Source organism: Kluyvera huaxiensis, assembly GCF_040149365.1.
GTDB lineage: Bacteria > Pseudomonadota > Gammaproteobacteria > Enterobacterales > Enterobacteriaceae > Kluyvera > Kluyvera intermedia_A.
Genome location: NZ_JBEFLV010000039.1, coordinates 1 through 17979, shown reverse-complemented (window position 1 = coordinate 17979; position 17979 = coordinate 1). Strand labels below are relative to the sequence as shown.

Sequence of the window (17979 nt, the reverse complement as noted above, 5' to 3'; positions counted from 1 at the left end):
TAGTGGAGCAGGAAGGACATCTGATGGAAATGGAAGCCACGCAAGCACCTTAAAATCACCATCATACACTAAATCAGTAAGTTGGCAGCATTACCTCGAACGCGCAGGCGATCATGTCGGAGGACCGTGATTTCAGTAAACATAAATGTTATCCAGATATTAATTATATTAATCCATGTATTTACTATTGATAAATCATCTTGAACTGCACCGTGCTAGACGCATCTCCCGGCTGAACATAATTCAGCGTTGAACGATATTTCGCGGAAAAATGCAACACGGTTTTGCCCTCTGTCAGTGGAAAGAAATTCTTAGGTTGCGTATTCGGTATTAGCAATCGCCCGGTATAATCAAATATCCCCAGACCGACACCGCGTGCTGCCCCTGCGCCGTATCCGGTTTGAAAGACCTGCGGGTCATTCGGATCGCTTATTCCCTCAAATCTCACCGCCACCGTCGTCAGCACTGAGATATCGCAATCTTCGAGATGGAGCTGAAAGGCAACCGCATCGTCCCACGTTCCTTTACTCGGAAAACTGTTGCTTCTGACCTGCCCCATTTCGACGGTTTTCGTTATATCATCGGCTTTCACACTGCAAGGTGCGGCAACAACCAGCCCCTTGAAGGCGAGCGATCCGCCATCCGTTGTGCCACTTTTCGCAAATGCAACAAATGGCAGTATTAATACCCCGATCAGCAATACCCCGTTTATATCTCTCACTGGCCTGCTCCCTTCGATAATATTCCATCGGAAAGGGCTCCCTTTTTCAAAGGGAGCCCTTGTTATCAGGAGTAGTGAATTTTAAAGGTTGCTGATGCTTCGACGCCGCCTGGGGTGGCTTTGCCGGTAGCAACGTAATCCACAGATAACGGAATACGTACGGTGGCTGTGTCAATAACGACAGGAGACGACTCAGCGCCAATTTTCAGTTCTTTGCCATCAGGCCCAAACAGTTGCAATGCGACAAACCCAGCAGCACCAGCACCGGCGGTATTGGCCATCGTTCCCGCGATAAGCGGTTCTTCCTGAGCATTAAAGATGACTGCCGCATTCTGGCTGATGGTTGGGTCACAATCTTTCAGGTCGATGTGAAAATCTTGCTTCTGATTCGCATATTCCCCGGCATCAGTAAGATTAGCCGCGCGAACCTGATCAAGCGTAACGGTCTGACCATCGCCATCATTTCCCACTACAACCGCACAGGCAGCATCTACAACTTGCCCTTAAAAATAGATAGTACCGCCATCAACAATAGTGTCCTGCGTAGCCGCCATCGCGGAACCCGCAGCACAGGCCAGAGCGGCAGTGACGATCATTGCAACAAAATTCTTTTTCATTTTTTTACTTTCCTTAGCGCTTATAACAACTAGCTTTGGTTGGATTCTCTGTCTCCTTATCTGGAGAACAGATGAATGCCCATGAAATGATGGCGAATACCCGTAGCATTAAAAAAGTTTCGACATCATTTCATAGTGCCCTTTTTGCATCATCAGTTATTCTGACGATGCTATATTTTTCGGATAAAACTATCGCTATATAGATATTATTTTGATGTGCTTTCTTATTTAATTTAATCTCTCTACCAAAGGTAGATTGAATGCAGGCATATAACTTAATCAATATTAAATCACCGATGCGAAGAATATTACCCCCCTCTTCAAAATGATACAATTCAACATTCCATCCAGATTCGGACCCTCGACTTCAAAGTCACCTGAAAAAACAAATTAAGCCTATAAAATCAAAGCATTAGAATCACTTCATATGTGAATTATTTACTTGAGAAGAAAACGATAAAATATGTTAGCGTTAAAACAATATTATTCTACGAATATCTAAATGTGGAATATCAATATTTAATCGATAAATATCAACTTGACGGATTGTTTATTTATAATTTATAGGCTCAGATAACCATTCTGGGCATTGAATATTCAATCTATGCGTTAAGTGTCGCTGAGATCAGCATCCCCTGCCTAATATAGATCTTTTCCCTTTTGATGCAGAACGGTTCCATTTGCCGATGACAACTACAATTGAGTCCTTTCCTCATCATGGATGAGGTTGGATCAGTCATGCCACCCACACCTGATATAATAGAAAGAAGCCGATGAGTCTCGCCCGAAGGGCGAATTCGGGACGGATGTAAAAATCACGTGACAATTCATGCGTAGAGTGGGCTATAATTTCGCACTGCTCTCTCTCTTTTCCGGCTTTGATAAGAGTATCTTTTTGAATTCAAAGCCAAAATAAGCAATGACATAAGGATTAAAAGCTATGGGTTTTCTTTCCGGTAAGCGCATTCTGGTTACTGGCGTTGCCAGTAAACTGTCCATCGCCTACGGTATCGCGCAAGCTATGCACCGTGAAGGGGCTGAACTGGCGTTCACCTACCAGAACGACAAACTGAAAGGCCGTGTAGAAGAGTTCGCCGCCTCCCTGGACTCCAGCATTGTACTGCCGTGCGATGTAGCTGAAGACGCGAGCATCGAATCCCTGTTCACTGAACTGGCAAAAGTATGGCCAAAATTTGACGGCTTCGTTCACTCCATCGGTTTTGCACCGGCTGACCAGTTGGACGGCGACTACGTGAACGCAGTAACCCGCGAAGGCTTCAAAATCGCTCACGACATCAGCGCATACAGCTTCGTTGCGATGGCTAAAGCCTGCCGCAGCATGCTGAACCCAGACTCTGCCCTGCTGACGCTGTCCTACCTGGGCGCAGAGCGTGCTATCCCTAACTACAACGTGATGGGTCTGGCAAAAGCGTCTCTGGAAGCGAACGTACGCTACATGGCTAACGCTATGGGCCCAGAAGGTATCCGCGTGAACGCCATCTCTGCGGGTCCAATCCGTACTCTGGCTGCTTCCGGTATCAAAGATTTCCGTAAAATGCTGGCACATTGCGAAGCGGTGACCCCAATCCGTCGCACCGTGACCATTGAAGATGTGGGTAACTCCGCAGCCTTCCTGTGCTCTAACCTGTCCGCTGGCGTATCCGGCGAAGTTCTGCACGTTGACGGCGGTTTCAGCATCGCTGCCATGAACGAGCTGGAACTGAAATAAGTTTACTGCACTAAAAACCCGGAGTCGGCGTTCAGCGCTGATTCCGGGAATCTCCCCCTTCCCGCCTCTGTTATTCCAGTAAGTTATTAATTAGCACCGAACAATATTTTCTCCCTCGTCACGCATGCGCCAGGATAATTACCCATAACGATCCGGCAACATCATTTTTGCAGCGGCTGGCTCGCCACCTTCAAATCAAGGAACTCCCATGGAGCCACGCCACGTTTCCGGCAAAAATCACTGGTATCATGAAACCCAGTCCAGAACCCAGCACAGCGATGTGATGCCGCTGGTTCCTGAAGCCGCGCACGTTGACGACCGATTTTTGCTCGATCTGGCGCTACCAGATGCCTTACTTAGCGCTAGCCAGCAGTGGCTGAGCGCTGCCCGTCAATTGGCCAATACGTTGTTTCCCAACGTCGTCACGACCAACCGGCTGCGTACCTTCAGCGCCTATGATCGCTTAAGCACCGCGTTAACCGTGGCGCAGGTATCCGGCGTACAGCGCCTGTGTAACCACTATGCCGCCCGGCTGGCGCCGCTGCCCGGCCCGGATTCCTCACGTGAAAGCAACCATCGTCTGGCGCAGATAACCCAATATGCCCGCCAGTTGGCTAGCTCTCCGTCGATCATTACCCCGCGCGCACGTCAGCAACTCGACGATGTGGGGCTCACGTTGCACGATATTATCCTGATTAACCAAGTAGTTGGTTTTGTCGGCTTTCAGGCCCGCGTGATTGCGCTGTTTCAGGCATATATGGGGTTCCCGGTACGCTGGATCCCCGGAATGCCAATTCAGGAAGATGCCGATGCCGAGCTGTTTGTTGCTGAAAGTGCGGCGTGGCACAGCGATATAGACGGGATTGAAACGCATCAGACCAACACACCGCAGGGCGAAGCGCTGGCCCGCTGGCAACAGGTTCCTGAACTGGCAACGCTTCTTCCCGTACTTGTCCAGGAAGAAGCAGTCCTCAACCAACTTGGCGAGTTAGTCGATGCCCTGTCTTTTGCCCACCCGCTACAGCCGCTAGCCTCGCTAATCCCCGCGAGAATTAACGGTAGCGTGAGTTGTTTTCATTATTACGCTTCGCAGTGGCAAGGCGCCAGCGGCCTGCCAGAGGCCGTACGCAACGGCGAACGCGCTATCCAGGCCTGGAGTCATCAGTATCCCTGCGAGCGCGCCGTGACCCAGGCTGCCCAGTTATTAACCCGCGCACCGGATCGTTTTAGTGCCACCCAGTTAACTCCCCTGATTGAACAAGGGCTTTCCACGCCGGATGCAATAACGCTGCTTGCCTGGAGCGCCTTAAGTGGCTGGCTAAACCGCCTGCGTATTGCGCTTGGCAGCGCGCAACAAGTTACGTAAAAGGGTGAAACAGCGCTTGCTGCAACCCATGGATTCGCGTAAAAATGTCAGCCGCTCTTTTGGCCACGAAAATAGAACATTATGCTTCAGGATAACCCGCTGCTAGCGCAGCTAAAACAGCAACTTCATTCCCAGACGCCACGTGCAGAAGGGGTCGTTAAAGCCACTGAAAAAGGTTTCGGTTTCCTCGAGGTAGACGCGCAAAAAAGCTACTTTATTTCGCCGCCGCAGATGAAAAAAGTGATGCACGGCGACCGCATAATTGCTGTGATCCACGCCGATAAAGGTAAAGAGAGTGCCGAGCCGGAAGAACTGGTTGAACCATTCCTGACTCGCTTTGTGGGTAAAGTTCACCGTAAAGACGATCGTCTGTCTATCGTACCTGACCACCCGCTGCTGAAAGATGCAATTCCTTGCCGCGCTGAGCGCAATGTGACCCACGATTTCAAAGAGGGTGACTGGGCCGTTGGTGAAATGCGCCGTCATCCGCTGAAAGGCGACCGTACCTTCTACGCCGAACTGACCAAATTTATCACCTATGGCGATGACCACTTTGTGCCATGGTGGGTAACTCTCGCTCGTCATAATCTGGAAAAAGAAGCCCCAGACGGTGTTGCTACCGAGATGCAGGACGAGGGTCTGGAACGCCGCGATCTGACGGCCCTGGACTTCGTCACCATCGATAGCGCCAGCACCGAAGATATGGACGATGCGCTGTACGTTGAAGAAGCCGCGGATGGCAAACTGCAGCTGACCGTTGCCATTGCCGATCCAACCGCATGGATAGTGGAAGGTAGCAAGCTGGATGATGCGGCGAAAATTCGTGCGTTCACCAACTACCTGCCGGGCTTCAATATCCCGATGCTGCCGCGCGAACTGTCTGACGATCTGTGCTCCCTGCGTGCCAACGTGGTGCGTCCGGTTCTGGCCTGCCGCATGACGCTGTCCGCCGACGGGACCATCGAAGATAATATCGAATTCTTTGCCGCCAATATCGAGTCCAAAGCGAAACTGGCCTACGACGATATTTCAGGCTGGCTGGAAAGCAGCGGAAGCTGGCAGCCGCCGAGCGAGGCCATTGCCTGCCAGATTACCCTGCTCTCCCGCGTTTGCCAGGTGCGTAGCGAATGGCGTAAAACCCACGCGCTGGTATTTAAAGACCGCCCTGACTACCGCTTCGTGCTGGGCGAGAAAGGCGAAGTGCTGGATATCGTGGCCGAACCGCGCCGCATTGCCAACCGCATTGTCGAAGAATCCATGATTGCCGCCAACATTTGCGCGGCTCGCGTACTGCGCGACAAACTCGGTTTTGGTGTTTATAACGTGCACACCGGTTTTGCCCCTGACAATACCGAAGCGCTGGCTGCCTTACTGAAAACCCACGACGTACACGTCGATCCGGTTGAAGTATTGACGCTGGACGGCTTCTGCAAACTGCGCCGTGAGCTGGATGCCCAACCAACTGGCTTCCTCGATAGCCGTATTCGTCGCTTCCAGTCGTTTGCTGAAATCAGCATTGAGCCGGGTCCGCACTTTGGTTTGGGTCTCGAAGCGTACGCCACCTGGACTTCACCAATTCGTAAATATGGCGACATGGTTAACCATCGTCTGCTGAAAGCGATTATCAAAGGTGAAACCCCCGCGCGTCCGCAGGATGAGGTTACCGTACAGATGGCCGAACGTCGTCGTCTGAACCGCATGGCGGAACGTGATGTGGCCGACTGGCTGTATGCACGCTATCTCAATCCGCAGGCCGGGACCGAGACTCGCTTTGCCGCTGAGATTATCGATGTCAGCCGTGGCGGTATGCGCGTGCGCCTGGTCGATAACGGCGCGGTCGCCTTTATTCCGGCACCGTTCCTGCACGCCGTGCGTGACGAAATGGTCTGCAGCCAGGAAAATGGCACCGTACAGATCAAAGGCGAAGTAGCGTATAAAGTCACCGACGTCATTGATGTCACCATCGCCGAAGTCCGCATGGAAACCCGCAGCGTTATTGCCCGTCCGGTTGCATAATCTGCGCTAAACGGCCCCTCCGGGGCCGTTTTTTTATCTCCCGCACATCTACCCTCTTTTTTCCCAGCGAAATCCCGAAAACCGTTCACACTAAATACCATGGTATGGGTTTCCGGGCGTACTTGAACGTAGGTGTACATGGGAGAAAAAATGACTAAGTCTTTAGCACAAAATCTTCTCGACCCTAATTCCGGCGAAACCAGCCTTTATTGGCGTTTATCTCGCGATAATCCTACTTTACACCTCAGCATCGACCCGGACTCCAGTGCCGAGTTAACCGTTACGTTGAGCGAAGATAGCACCCGCCGTATTCAAGCGATGCCCGTCACCACCTCCGGCGTCGCGGTCAATATTCAATTGAATGGCTACGACGTTCCCGTTCACCTGATTGGCCGTAAGGTCAGCTGCACCGAGTGGGCCGGCACGGCTTCATCCTGGTTTGATACTTCCTCCGTCGCCCGTGACCTGTTGCAGGGACTATTATTTGCTGAACAGGTGGTCTCAGAAGCCAACGCGGTGATTGTTATCCTCGACCGCGACGGCAAAATTCAGCGCTTCAATCGGTTGTGCGAAGAATACACCGGACTTAAAGAACATGACGTCATTGGCAAAACGGCGTTCGAACTGTTTTTGACGGCCACTGAAGCCGCGGCAGCGAGGCACAACGTAAGCCAGTTTTTTACCAACGGCGGCCCCTATGAAGTTGAGCGCTGGATAAAAACGCGCAAGGGGCCACGTCTGTTTTTGTTTCGCAATCGCTTTGTACACAGCGGCAGCGGTAAAAATGAAATCTACCTCATCTGTTCTGGAATCGATATTACCGAAGAACGCCGCGCGCAGGAGCGCCTACGCGTACTGGCGAATACCGACACCATTACCGGGTTACCTAACCGCCACGCGATAAACGAACTTATCGGCGAGGCTCTCGATAAATGTGGCCCCGATGAGCAAATTGGCCTGGTTTACTTCGATCTCGATAACTTCAAGAAGGTCAACGACTCCTACGGCCATGTTTTCGGCGATCAGCTGCTGCAATCCGTGGCGCTGTCGATTTTAAGCTGCCTTGAGGAAGGACAGACGCTCGCCAGACTCGGCGGCGATGAGTTTATCGTCCTCGCCACCGAAACCTCGCAGATTGCGTTGGAGGCGATGGCGTCACGCGTGCTGACCCGTTTGCGCGACCCTTTCCGCATAGGGCTCATTGAAGTCTACAGCGGCTGTTCGCTGGGCATTTCCATTGCACCGCAGCACGGTCAGGACCGGGAGAGTCTGATTCGCAACGCCGATACCGCGATGTATACCGCCAAGGAGAATGGCCGCGGGCGCTTTAGCGTTTTCTCCCCGGAGATGAATCAGCGGGTTTTCGAATATCTGTGGCTGGATACCAATCTGCGCAAAGCACTCCAAAGCGATCAACTGGTTATTCATTATCAGCCGAAGGTGGCGCTGGATGGCAACGTCTACAGTCTGGAGGCGCTGGTACGCTGGAATTCACCGGAGCGCGGACTGATCCCGCCGATGGATTTTATCGCCTATGCTGAAGAGTCGGGCCTAATTGTGCCGCTAGGACGTTGGGTCATGCTGGATGCCATCCGTCAGGTGGCACAGTGGCGTGATAAAGGGATCAATCTGCGCGTGGCGGTAAATGTCTCGGCGCGACAGCTGGTCGATCAATCGATTTTCAGCGAACTTAGACAGGCGCTCAAAGCGCAAAACTTCGACCAGTGTCCGATAGATATCGAACTTACGGAAAGCTGTCTTATCGACAACGCCGATCAGGCGCTGGAGGTCATCCAGCAGTTCCGCTCGCTGGGGGCGCAAATTCATCTTGATGACTTCGGCACCGGTTACTCTTCGTTATCTCAGTTGGCTCGTTTTCCTATCGACACCCTCAAGCTTGACCATGTTTTTGTCCAGCGCGTACACGACCAATCGGTCTCACAGTCGCTGGTGCTGGCGATCATTGCTGTTGCCAGAGCGTTGAATTTACGCATTATTGCCGAAGGGGTTGAGGATGCGGACGATGATGTTTTTTTGACTCAGAACGGTGTCGACGAACGCCAGGGCTACCTTTTTGCCCGACCGATGCCAGCCGCCGAACTTGAGCACTGGCTTAAGGTGCATTCGGGGTTATAAGGTAAGCCATTTTTTCACTTCTCTTTTGGCAGTAAATTTTGCATCATTGATTTCAATCGAATTTATCAACAGGATCCCACTATGTCCGAGCTCGATGCGCGCCAGTTAGCCCAACGTATTGATACCGTCCTCGATATTCTGGTCGGCGGCGACACCCATTCCGCAATCAATAATCTGGAAATATTAAAAGCGGAATTATTGGCGCACGCCGCAGACGAACGCGACAACCGCTCAGGTCAGCCAAAATCCCCGTGGGAAATCTGACACCATTCGCCCTGCGATAAGCGGCGCTGCGTATAACCCCGTTTTCGCACAGAGAAATTGATGCATTGATTATGAATTCCCGACAGCAAACCATCTTACAACTGGTCATTGATAAAGGCCGGATGAGCGTCTCCGAACTGGCGAAAATGACCGGCGTTTCGGAAGTGACTATTCGTCAGGATTTGAACCTGCTGGAAAAGCAGAGCTATCTGCGCCGAACCCACGGCTTCGCCGTGCCGCTGGATAGTGAAGACGTTGAAACCCGCATGATGAATAATTTTGCGCTCAAACGTGAACTCGCCGATTTCGCCGCTTCGCTGGTGCGCCCGGGTGAAACGGTCTTTATCGAAAACGGTAGCAGTAATGCACTACTGGCCCGCGCGCTGGCCACCCAGCCGGATATCACGATTATCACCGTGAGCAGCTATATCGCCCACCTGCTGAAAGAGACGCCGGGGGAAGTGATTCTGCTGGGCGGTATTTATCAGAAAAAAAGCGAAAGCATGGTGGGACCACTCACACGCCAGTACATTCAACAGGTGCATTTTAGCAAAGCGTTTATTGGCATCGACGGCTGGCAGCCTGAAACCGGCTTTACCGGCCGCGATATGATGCGCGCCGATATCGTCAATGCGGTGCTGGAAAAAGGTAGCGAGGCGATTGTTCTGACCGACAGTTCGAAATTTGGCGCCATTCATCCGTATCCGTTGGGGCCTATGAACCAGTTCAACCGGGTGATTACCGATGACAACCTGTCCACCGAAAAACAGCTGCAGCTTGAGCAATCTGGCCTGACGGTGAATATCGTCAAACGCCCATAAGCCTTAACACCCGATGCGCCCCGGCATCGGGTTTTCCGCCCCTTACCGCTGAAAATACTCCGCCTCGCTATGAGAGTTTTCCGACCCCGCAATTAAGATTTTTTACCTGTCGGCAACATCACGAATTCGTAAAATTAATGTTAGCGATATAACAGGAAGTAACTATCACTTGCGTAATTTTTAGCAATCAATTTACAACCTGCGCAACAAGCTTCACGGACAATGCTCTGAGTACTTCTGGCAACTGCTATAATAAAAGCGCTTTTTCCGTGAATAGAATATTCAGGAGAAATACAATGAATTCAATGAACAAGAAAATGACTGCTGCCGTTTTAGCCGTAACGCTGGTCATGTCGCTGAGCGCATGTTCTAACTGGTCCAAACGTGACCGTAACACCGCGCTGGGTGCTGGTGCCGGCGCCATCGGTGGTGCCGTATTAACCGGTAGTACTCTGGGTACGCTGGGCGGCGCTGCAGTAGGTGGGATTATTGGCCATCAGGTTGGCAAATAATTAGCGATAGCGTCGTTGATTCGACTCGAATATCAGGGCTCCGCGAACGATCGGAGCCCTTTTCATTGGTGGGATGAACCGGCGACTCAACCGCCAGCCAGCTTCACCTTCATGCCTTTTGCTTCCAGCAGCGTTTTTAACAGATCGCGCTTGTCGCCCTGAATCTCAATCACGCCATCTTTGAGCGAACCGCCGCAGCCGCATTTCTTCTTCAACTCAGCGGCCAGCTTCGCCAGCGCGTCGTCGTCGAGATCGATACCGGTAATCAGGCACACGCCCTTGCCTTTGCGACCGCTGGTCTGACGCTGGATACGCACCACACCGTCGCCTTTCGGACGTTCCGCGGCGACTTTCGGTTCATCAATACGTCCGCTGTCGGTCGAATAGACCAGCCGACTGTTGCTGTCGTTCATTACGCCCCCAAATTCAACGATGCATTAATGCTGCGCAAGGTCTGCGCCGGGTCGGCAGACTGCGTCACTGGACGACCAATAACCATATAGTCAACGCCCGCCGTCTGCGCCTGCTCTGGGGTCATAATACGGCGCTGATCGCCCGCATCGCTACCTGCAGGGCGAATGCCCGGCGTAATCAGTTTAAACGCCTGGCCGAGTTCCTGCTTGAAGCGTACCGCTTCCTGCGCTGAACACACGACGCCGTCGAGGCCACAATTTTTGGTCAACAGCGCTAGTTTCGCGGCATAATCGGCCGGTGATAGCGTGATGCCCAGGTCCAGCAGATCGCTGGACTCCATGCTGGTCAGCACGGTCACCGCAATCAGCAACGGCGCGTCTTTACCAAATGCGGTCAGCGCTTCGCGCGCGGCGGTCATCATTCGTGCGCCGCCGGACGCGTGTACGTTCACCATCCAGACGCCAAGATCCGCCGCTGCCGCAACCGCATGCGCCGTAGTATTCGGGATATCGTGGAATTTCAGATCCAGGAAAATATCAAAACCGCGCTGCTGCAGGTCGCGCACCAGTTGTGGCCCAAACAGAGTAAACATCTCTTTGCCGACTTTCAGGCGACAGTCGCGCGGATCGATGCGGTCTACGAAGGCCAGCGCCTTGTCGCGATTATCATAGTCGAGGGCGACAACAACAGGAGAGGATGTAACGACACGGGAAGAAGATGAAGCAACGGACATGACTGGACCTTCTTATTGATGGGCACGCGGGGGTGCGGAAAAGGTAAACGGGCAGCATTCTACCTGCACGACCCAGCCCGCACAATGCCGGATGCCTGCGTAGGAGGAAATTAGGGTATGTTGTAACTAAGCGGGTTGTTTTTTTGAAAACTTACTGCCCGTCGAGCCCACGAATTGGTTTAATCGTCGACCACGCCCGGCAGGATGGGCAATGCCAATAGAGCGTATAGGCGGTAAAACCGCACTTCTGGCAACGATAGCGCGGTTTACTGCGCACCTGTTCGCCAACCATGTCACGCAGCACCATCAGGCTCTCTTTCGCACGCCCTTCTTCCGCCTCGTTGAGGTGGTAATCCATCAGCTTATGGAACACGCGCATCGTTGGATGTCGTTGCAGCTGGCGCGTCACGTAGGTCTGCGCCACTTCACTGCCTCTACCCTGCTCCATTACCTGAGCCAGCATCAGTTCACCCGTAGCACCGGTATTCTCTTCAACGCAGCGCTGTAAGAAATGTTCCCACTCGCTGTTTTTCCCCAGTTGGTGGTAGCAGGTTTGCAGCATTTCCAGCGTTTCACTAACCAGCTCTTTGTCCTGGTCGATAACGCGCAGCAGGCTGTCCATGGCTTTGGCATAGTCGCCCTTCGCCATCCAGGCGCGTCCCATCATGATTGAAACTCGTGCGCTGGACGGGTCGGCCGCTGCGCCGCGTTTGAGCAGCGACATGGCTTTATCCAGATCGTCATTCCCCATCTGCTGCAACGCCAGTTCGCACCAGAAATGGGCAATCTCGCCACGATGTTTGTCTTTTCCCAGCTTAACCAGGCGCTCGGCGGTGTCGATGGCTTTTTGCCAGTCGCTGGTCGCCTGATAAATCTGCAGCAGTTGCTGGAGTGCGCTGATGCGGAAATCGGTTTCATCCACCAACTGGTTGAACATATCTTCGGCACGGTCATACATCCCTGCCGCCATGTAATCGCGGCCGAGTTGTTGTACCGCCAGCAAACGCTGGTCATAGGTCAGCGAGGCGCTTTCCATCAGGGTTTGGTGGATGCGGATAGCACGGTCAACTTCACCGCGTGAGCGGAACAGGTTGCCGAGCGTCAGGTGGGCTTCTACGGTACCGGTGTCCTCTTTGAGCATATCGAGGAACAGGTCAACCGCTTTATCCTGCTGGTTACTTAAAAGAAAGTTCACCCCTGCCACGTAGTCACGCGACAAGCGGTTCGCTTCGTCCTGTTTGGACTGTTGTGCACTTCTGCGCCCCATATACCAGCCATAGGCGGCGGCGACGGGTAAAAGCAGAAACAACAACTCCAGCATAGCTAATTATTCCTTCGCCATCGGGGCCGCCGGAGTTTCCGGAGTGACCGAATCTGGCGCAATCTGATGCTCCAGTCTTTTGATCTTACGTTCTGCACGCAGCAGCGACACACGAACGCGTAACCAGAACAAGCCGCAGACCAGCCAGCCAATAGCGAAACCAACGGCAAACAGCACCGCCAGCAGCGTCGAAATTCGGAACTCACCCTGCGCCAGTAAATAGTTGAAGGTCACAAGCTGATCGTTTTGCGCACCCAGCGTCACTGAGATGACGAAAATCGCTAACACCAATAAAAATATAAGTAGGTATTTCACATTACTTCCCGTTATGCGGCTTCTGCAGTGTATACACCGCACCCAGCCCTATAAAATAACATCTTCACCGCGACGACGAAATGGAAAAGCGTACCATAAGACAACGATCTGAGGGTAACCACGATGAAAATCAACCCTTTTCCTTTTTTTCCGGCGTCACGCCCCTGTTTTATGTCTCTTTTTCCCACAATCTACATAGCCGTTGAGCCGACCAGCAGGCCAGCGTCGCCAAAAGCCAGGACATGACCGTTGCCACCATCAAATCCAGCGGCCAATGCATGCCCAGCAGCAGACGACTTCCCATCACGCTAATGGCCCACGCCACGGCTAGCGCCAGCCCCAGCGCATTACGACGCGACCACAGCAGCCCCACCAGAAGCAAAGCCCAGGTCGCCGCAAACATGGTGTGGCCGGATGGAAAGGCAAAGCCGGTTTCTTTTTGCCAATGATGACGTAAAAAACCCGGGATATCATTTTGATGCGCCAACTGTTCTTTCACCAGCGCGCTACGTTCGCTGCGCTTTAAAGTGTAGAACTGCTCGACGGGTATCTGCTGTGTTTTTTCAAGCCACAGAACAAACGGTCTGGGTTCCTGAACCTGCGCTTTAATCAGCGATTTCGCTCCCTGACCCGCAAGGACCGCCGCGCTCAGAATTACGACCAGAATGACGCATGTGCGAAAATCAGGCCGCAGTCGCCATAAAACCACGGCACAGAGCAGCAGATGCGTGATTATCCCCCACGGCTGAGTCACCGTTTCAGTGATAGCGTACAGCACGTGCAGCCCCCAGCCACTCGGCCCAGGCAACCACTGCCATCCCGTCAACCAGACGGTAATCGGCATCAGTAATAATATGGCGGCGGCAAGTGTCGTTCGTCCGGCAATGGCGCGCATTTCTCTTCCTTTTTCCATCAATGTCACTACGTTAGCGAAAAAGATCATGTCAAAATTGTGCGCTTTACGGGCGGTTGCCTGCGCATCATTAGGTGAAGTAAAGCACGTTGTGGCAAAATAAGGAAAACAGAAAGCGCCGCTGGCGCTGAGATAATCTGGAGAATCACATGCAGCTTAAACGTGTGGCAGAAGCCAAACTGCCAACCCCCTGGGGCGATTTCCTGATGGTGGGTTTTGAAGAACTGGCAACCGGTCACGATCATGTGGCGCTGGTTTTTGGTGATATTACCGGGCAAACGCCCGTGCTGTCTCGGGTGCACTCGGAATGTTTGACCGGCGATGCGCTCTTTAGCCTGCGCTGTGATTGCGGTTTCCAGCTCGAAGCGGCACTGTCGCACATTGCCGAAGAAGGTCGCGGTATCCTGCTGTACCATCGCCAGGAAGGTCGTAATATCGGCCTGCTGAACAAAATTCGCGCCTACGCACTGCAGGATCAGGGCTACGACACCGTCGAAGCCAACCACCAGCTTGGTTTTGCCGCTGACGAGCGTGACTTCACCCTGTGCGCCGATATGTTCAAACTACTGGGCGTTGATGCGGTGCGCCTGCTGACTAACAACCCGAAAAAGGTTGAGATTCTGACCGAAGCCGGCATCAATATTGTGGAACGCGTCCCGCTTATCGTCGGGCGCAATCCGAAGAATGCTCACTATCTCGACACGAAAGCGGCGAAGATGGGACATCTGCTCAAGCAATAATATGGTTGTCGCCGTTTACTTGCATAAACGGCGACGCTTTATTACAAAGCGATATTCTGCTCGCTCTGCGCATCAAAAAGATGGCACTTGGCCATATCAAAACGGAACCAAACCGGGCTATTCAGCCCAGCTTCCAGAATCGATTTCGCACTATCTGATGGCATACGCGCCGTTAATTCATGTTCTCCGACCTGCATATAAAGAAAGAACTCGTGGCCCATATTCTCGACGCGGAACAGCGTCCCTTTGCCACACCCTTCGGCAAATGGCTGGGTTGACACGCTGACATACTCCGGGCGAATGCCAAAATAGACCTCTTTATCCACGTACTGCGCCAGTTTGCTTTGCTGTTGCGCGCTCAGCGGGAGCGTGTCGTGGCCGACGGTAATGTGTAAGCCATCCGCTTTTTTAACCACCAGGGCCGATTTAATGTTCATTTCCGGCGCGCCAATAAACCCGGCGACAAACATATTTTGCGGATAATGATAGAGGTTATCCGGCGTATCCACCTGCATGATATGGCCCAGCTTCATCACGCAGATACGGTCGCCCATGGTCATCGCTTCGGTCTGATCGTGGGTAACGTACACGGTGGTCGCCGGTTTGCCCGACAGCTTTAACTGTTTATGAAGATCGGAGATACGAATACGCATGGAGGCGCGCAGCTTAGCGTCGAGATTCGATAGCGGTTCGTCAAATAAGAAGACATCCGGCTTTTTGACAATCGCCCGTCCTACCGCCACGCGCTGAGCCTGTCCGCCGGAGAGCTGACGTGGCAAACGGTCGAGTAGATCCTCAAGCTCAAGCGTTTTCGCCGCTTCGTTGACCTGCGCCTCAATCGTCTCTTTCGGCAATTTGCTGAGCTTCAGCCCGAAGGCCAGGTTTTCACGCACCGTCATATGCGGGTAGAGCGCGTAGTTCTGAAACACCATCGCAATGCCACGTTCTTTTGGCGCAAGGTTATTGACGATTTTCTCACCAATACGGATCTCGCCGCCGCTTATCGTTTCAAGCCCCGCCAGCATCCGCAAGGTGGTGGATTTAGCGCAACCTGACGGACCGACAATCACCATAAACTCCCCTTCCGCGATAGTCAGGTCGATACCATGCACCGCTTTGAAGCCGTTGGAATAGACCTTTTCCAGTTTTTTAATGATCACTTCAGCCATGATATTTCCCTTTTAACCCTTGATTCCGCTGCTGGAGACACCCTGGACGAAGTAGCGCTGCGCCAGGAAGAAGACAATGATAGACGGCAGAATGGAGATACTCGCCATAGCCAGAATTTCATTCCACGGCGCCCCTTCGGTGACGTCGATAGACATTTTCAGCGCCAGGGCAATCGGATATTTATCCACGCTGTAAACATAGATAAGCGGGCCGATGAAATCGTTCATCGACCACATGAACTGGAACAGCGCCACCGATATGAGAGCCGGTTTTAGAATCGGTACCACTACGTACCACAGCACTTGCCAGGCGTTGCAGCCGTCAATTTGCGCCGCCTCCTCCATGTCACGCGGTACGCCGCGCAGGAACTGAATCAGCATAAAAACAAAGAAACCCTGAGTGGCAAACGCGGTCGGCAGATACAGCGGCAAGTAGCTGTTGAGCATGCCCATTTCGCGGAACATTAAATACTGCGGGATCAGCAGGACAGTGCTCGGCAGCAGCATGGTGGCAATAAGGGTCGCAAACCAGAATTTCTTCCATGGGATCTCAAAGCGGGCAAAACCGTATGCCACGATAGTGGAAGAGATAATGGTGAGAATGACTTTGGGGATCACATATTTAAAAGTATTGATCATGTAATGGCCAAAGTCATACTCGGTGCCGGTCTTCCAGCCGTTGATAAACCCGTCCCATGTGGCGTGTACCGGCCACAGGTTGAGCGTGGTGAATATCTCATGGTTAGGTTTAAACGATGCCGAGAACATCCACGCCAGCGGATAGAGCATCATCAATCCCACTACCAGCAGGATGATATAGCGTATCGTCTGGCTCACTTTTCCGCGACGCAGCGTTCGCGCGGCTTCACGCGTCGCTTCCTGCTCGGTAGATGACATTGCCCGCAACTCAGCCATGTTTACCTCCCTTATCGGCAGAATAGAACACCCAATACTTTGATGATTTAAAGGCAATAGCGGCAAATACGGCCACCACCAGGAACAGCACCCACGCCAGCGCCGCGCCGTAGCCCATATCAAAGTATTTAAACGCCGTCTCATAGATGTAGAGCGAGAATAGATAGGTGTAATAGCTCGGCCCGCCGCCGGTAATCACATACGGTCCGGTAAATTCCTGGAAAGTTTCGCTGGTTTGCATGACGAAGTTGAAGAAAATCACCGGCGTAATCAGCGGTATGGTTACTTTTATAAACATCTGCCATTTCGATGCACCATCAATCATCGCCGCTTCATACTGCGACTGCGGTACGTTTTGCAACGCAGCGAGGAAGATAACCATCGCCGAGCCAAACTGCCAGACACGTAGCAGCGTTATTGAAATCAACGCCAGCGACGGTTCACCCAGCCAGTTGATTGGGTCAACGCCGATTATCCCCAATATGCTGTTAAGTAAACCGTCAATCGCAAACAGCGCCCGCCACAGCACCGCAATTGCCACCGAACTGCCGAGAATCGAGGGGATATAGTAGGCTGTACGGAAAAAACCGATGCCGCGCAGCTTAAAATTGAGGACAAATGCGATACCCAGCGCGAAGGCCAGTTTCACCGGGATGGTAACAAAAACGTATACAAAAGTGACCGCCATTGATTTCCAGAAGAGTGAGTCCTCCGTCAACATATAGCGGTAATTCTCGATACCGGTAAATTGCGGCGGGCTCATCAAATCATACTGTGTAAAACTTAATAAAAAGGATGAAACAAAGGGGAATGCCGTGAATACCAGCAGCCCTATTATGTAGGGCGATATCCATGCCAGACCTAATAACTTATTCTCGTTCATAGCTTCCTCCAATAGAATAAAACTTCCCTATCGCGAATCGTTATGCTGATTGAAGCGGCACTCTTTAGCGCATTTAATATTAGCTAATAAAAATTAGCTGTGAGTTCAGGCAGGATAATGGAAAAACTGTTTGTTTTAAAAAGTGAGGAGTTGGGCACTTACAGAGGCTATTATCAGACTTTCTACCGCGTCTGACACGGGGTACATCAAGATGGCGCGAACGCAATGCTTTTTCCATTACCTATACGTTAGCCCGCGCTAAAAATCGTTTTGTCGAAAGCCATATCATTCAATTGTTGGGTAATGACTCCAACTTACTGATAGTGTTTTATGTTCAGATAATGCCCGATGACTTTGTCATGCAGCTCCACCGATTTTGAGAACGACAGTGACT

The 17979-nt window shown here is 52.2% G+C and carries 18 protein-coding genes and 1 pseudogene; 8 read left to right on the top strand and 11 right to left on the bottom strand.

Translation table 11 applies throughout. From position 1 onward, the window contains the following. Window positions 1–184 precede the first annotated feature (184 nt). Entirely contained in the window at window positions 185–721 is a 537-nt protein-coding gene (locus ABOC97_RS23440; protein WP_349602226.1) for a fimbrial protein, read from the bottom strand. Between the two features lie 65 nt (window positions 722–786). Beyond that, window positions 787–1338: pseudogene (locus ABOC97_RS23435) on the bottom strand (fimbrial protein). 940 nt (window positions 1339–2278) lie between these two features. Between ABOC97_RS23435 and fabI the strand changes: the two are divergent. The 7 genes from fabI (at window position 2279) to osmB (ending at window position 10182) form a co-directional block, all read left to right on the top strand. Further along, window positions 2279–3067 (top strand): enoyl-ACP reductase FabI, encoded by a 789-nt coding sequence (fabI, locus tag ABOC97_RS23430; protein WP_349602225.1) that lies wholly within the window; start codon window positions 2279–2281, stop codon window positions 3065–3067. 208 nt (window positions 3068–3275) lie between these two features. Beyond that, a complete protein-coding gene (locus ABOC97_RS23425) occupies window positions 3276–4433 on the top strand; it encodes a carboxymuconolactone decarboxylase family protein (protein WP_349602223.1) in 1158 nt (385 codons plus the stop codon). 81 nt (window positions 4434–4514) lie between these two features. Next, window positions 4515–6449: an exoribonuclease II gene (locus ABOC97_RS23420; RefSeq protein ID WP_349602221.1), complete on the top strand. Its 1935-nt coding sequence runs from the start codon at window positions 4515–4517 to the stop codon at window positions 6447–6449. Between the two features lie 150 nt (window positions 6450–6599). Next, entirely contained in the window at window positions 6600–8585 is a 1986-nt protein-coding gene (pdeR, locus tag ABOC97_RS23415) for a cyclic di-GMP phosphodiesterase (RefSeq protein ID WP_349602219.1), read from the top strand. A gap of 81 nt (window positions 8586–8666) precedes the next feature. Beyond that, window positions 8667–8849, top strand: a complete 183-nt coding sequence (locus ABOC97_RS23410; RefSeq protein WP_234506007.1) for a YciZ family protein — start codon at window positions 8667–8669, stop codon at window positions 8847–8849. A 71-nt stretch (window positions 8850–8920) separates the two neighbouring features. After that, entirely contained in the window at window positions 8921–9670 is a 750-nt protein-coding gene (gene yciT, locus ABOC97_RS23405; RefSeq protein WP_234506009.1) for a DNA-binding transcriptional regulator YciT, read from the top strand. Between the two features lie 296 nt (window positions 9671–9966). Continuing rightward, window positions 9967–10182, top strand: coding sequence for an osmotically-inducible lipoprotein OsmB (osmB, locus tag ABOC97_RS23400; RefSeq protein WP_234506012.1), 216 nt, complete (start codon window positions 9967–9969; stop codon window positions 10180–10182). An 86-nt stretch (window positions 10183–10268) separates the two neighbouring features. Here osmB and yciH read toward each other — a convergent pair whose 3' ends face one another. The 5 genes from yciH to pgpB all read right to left on the bottom strand — a co-directional run bounded on the left by yciH (window position 10269) and on the right by pgpB (window position 13860). Continuing rightward, window positions 10269–10595 carry a stress response translation initiation inhibitor YciH gene (gene yciH / locus ABOC97_RS23395; protein WP_349602216.1) on the bottom strand — a complete coding sequence of 109 codons (327 nt, stop codon included), beginning with the start codon at window positions 10593–10595 and terminating at the stop codon, window positions 10269–10271. Next, window positions 10595–11329, bottom strand: a complete 735-nt coding sequence (gene pyrF, locus ABOC97_RS23390; protein ID WP_349602214.1) for an orotidine-5'-phosphate decarboxylase — start codon at window positions 11327–11329, stop codon at window positions 10595–10597. Before pyrF ends, yciH begins: the two co-directional genes overlap by 1 nt. A gap of 151 nt (window positions 11330–11480) precedes the next feature. After that, entirely contained in the window at window positions 11481–12650 is a 1170-nt protein-coding gene (gene lapB, locus ABOC97_RS23385; RefSeq protein WP_349602212.1) for a lipopolysaccharide assembly protein LapB, read from the bottom strand. Between the two features lie 6 nt (window positions 12651–12656). After that, the gene (locus ABOC97_RS23380) at window positions 12657–12965 is read right to left on the bottom strand and encodes a LapA family protein (RefSeq protein ID WP_234506023.1); all 309 of its coding nucleotides are present in this window, start codon (window positions 12963–12965) and stop codon (window positions 12657–12659) included. Window positions 12966–13134: 169 nt separating this feature from the next. Beyond that, complete coding sequence (gene pgpB, locus ABOC97_RS23375) at window positions 13135–13860, bottom strand: phosphatidylglycerophosphatase B (RefSeq protein ID WP_349602209.1); 726 nt, start codon at window positions 13858–13860, stop codon at window positions 13135–13137. Between the two features lie 167 nt (window positions 13861–14027). Between pgpB and ribA the strand changes: the two genes are divergently transcribed. Next, window positions 14028–14618: a GTP cyclohydrolase II gene (gene ribA / locus ABOC97_RS23370; RefSeq protein ID WP_052281643.1), complete on the top strand. Its 591-nt coding sequence runs from the start codon at window positions 14028–14030 to the stop codon at window positions 14616–14618. Between the two features lie 41 nt (window positions 14619–14659). Here the strand turns inward: ribA and ABOC97_RS23365 are convergent, their stop codons facing one another. The 4 genes from ABOC97_RS23365 to ABOC97_RS23350 all read right to left on the bottom strand — a co-directional run. Continuing rightward, entirely contained in the window at window positions 14660–15787 is a 1128-nt protein-coding gene (locus tag ABOC97_RS23365) for an ABC transporter ATP-binding protein (RefSeq protein ID WP_349602207.1), read from the bottom strand. A 12-nt stretch (window positions 15788–15799) separates the two neighbouring features. Continuing rightward, the gene (locus ABOC97_RS23360) at window positions 15800–16702 is read right to left on the bottom strand and encodes a carbohydrate ABC transporter permease (protein ID WP_349602205.1); all 903 of its coding nucleotides are present in this window, start codon (window positions 16700–16702) and stop codon (window positions 15800–15802) included. Continuing rightward, window positions 16695–17585 (bottom strand): carbohydrate ABC transporter permease, encoded by an 891-nt coding sequence (locus tag ABOC97_RS23355; protein ID WP_349602203.1) that lies wholly within the window; start codon window positions 17583–17585, stop codon window positions 16695–16697. The genes ABOC97_RS23360 and ABOC97_RS23355 overlap by 8 nt, the downstream gene beginning before the upstream one ends. 314 nt (window positions 17586–17899) lie before the next feature. Continuing rightward, the coding region (locus ABOC97_RS23350; RefSeq protein WP_001401901.1) for an IS1 family transposase at window positions 17900–17979 on the bottom strand (80 nt) is incomplete at its 5' end.

Bases quoted from the DNA above. Each gene is read 5' to 3' on its own strand.
- ABOC97_RS23360 (WP_349602205.1), bottom strand. From the start codon at position 16,702: ATGGCTGAGTTGCGGGCAATGTCATCTACCGAGCAGGAAGCGACGCGT.
- pgpB (WP_349602209.1), bottom strand. From the start codon at position 13,860: ATGCGCGCCATTGCCGGACGAACGACACTTGCCGCCGCCATATTATTA.
- ABOC97_RS23355 (WP_349602203.1), bottom strand. From the start codon at position 17,585: ATGAACGAGAATAAGTTATTAGGTCTGGCATGGATATCGCCCTACATA.
- ABOC97_RS23410 (WP_234506007.1), top strand. From the start codon at position 8,667: ATGTCCGAGCTCGATGCGCGCCAGTTAGCCCAACGTATTGATACCGTC.
- ABOC97_RS23425 (WP_349602223.1), top strand. From the start codon at position 3,276: ATGGAGCCACGCCACGTTTCCGGCAAAAATCACTGGTATCATGAAACC.
- pdeR (WP_349602219.1), top strand. From the start codon at position 6,600: ATGACTAAGTCTTTAGCACAAAATCTTCTCGACCCTAATTCCGGCGAA.
- osmB (WP_234506012.1), top strand. From the start codon at position 9,967: ATGAATTCAATGAACAAGAAAATGACTGCTGCCGTTTTAGCCGTAACG.
- fabI (WP_349602225.1), top strand. From the start codon at position 2,279: ATGGGTTTTCTTTCCGGTAAGCGCATTCTGGTTACTGGCGTTGCCAGT.
- ribA (WP_052281643.1), top strand. From the start codon at position 14,028: ATGCAGCTTAAACGTGTGGCAGAAGCCAAACTGCCAACCCCCTGGGGC.
- yciH (WP_349602216.1), bottom strand. From the start codon at position 10,595: ATGAACGACAGCAACAGTCGGCTGGTCTATTCGACCGACAGCGGACGT.
- ABOC97_RS23420 (WP_349602221.1), top strand. From the start codon at position 4,515: ATGCTTCAGGATAACCCGCTGCTAGCGCAGCTAAAACAGCAACTTCAT.
- pyrF (WP_349602214.1), bottom strand. From the start codon at position 11,329: ATGTCCGTTGCTTCATCTTCTTCCCGTGTCGTTACATCCTCTCCTGTT.
- yciT (WP_234506009.1), top strand. From the start codon at position 8,921: ATGAATTCCCGACAGCAAACCATCTTACAACTGGTCATTGATAAAGGC.
- lapB (WP_349602212.1), bottom strand. From the start codon at position 12,650: ATGCTGGAGTTGTTGTTTCTGCTTTTACCCGTCGCCGCCGCCTATGGC.
- ABOC97_RS23365 (WP_349602207.1), bottom strand. From the start codon at position 15,787: ATGGCTGAAGTGATCATTAAAAAACTGGAAAAGGTCTATTCCAACGGC.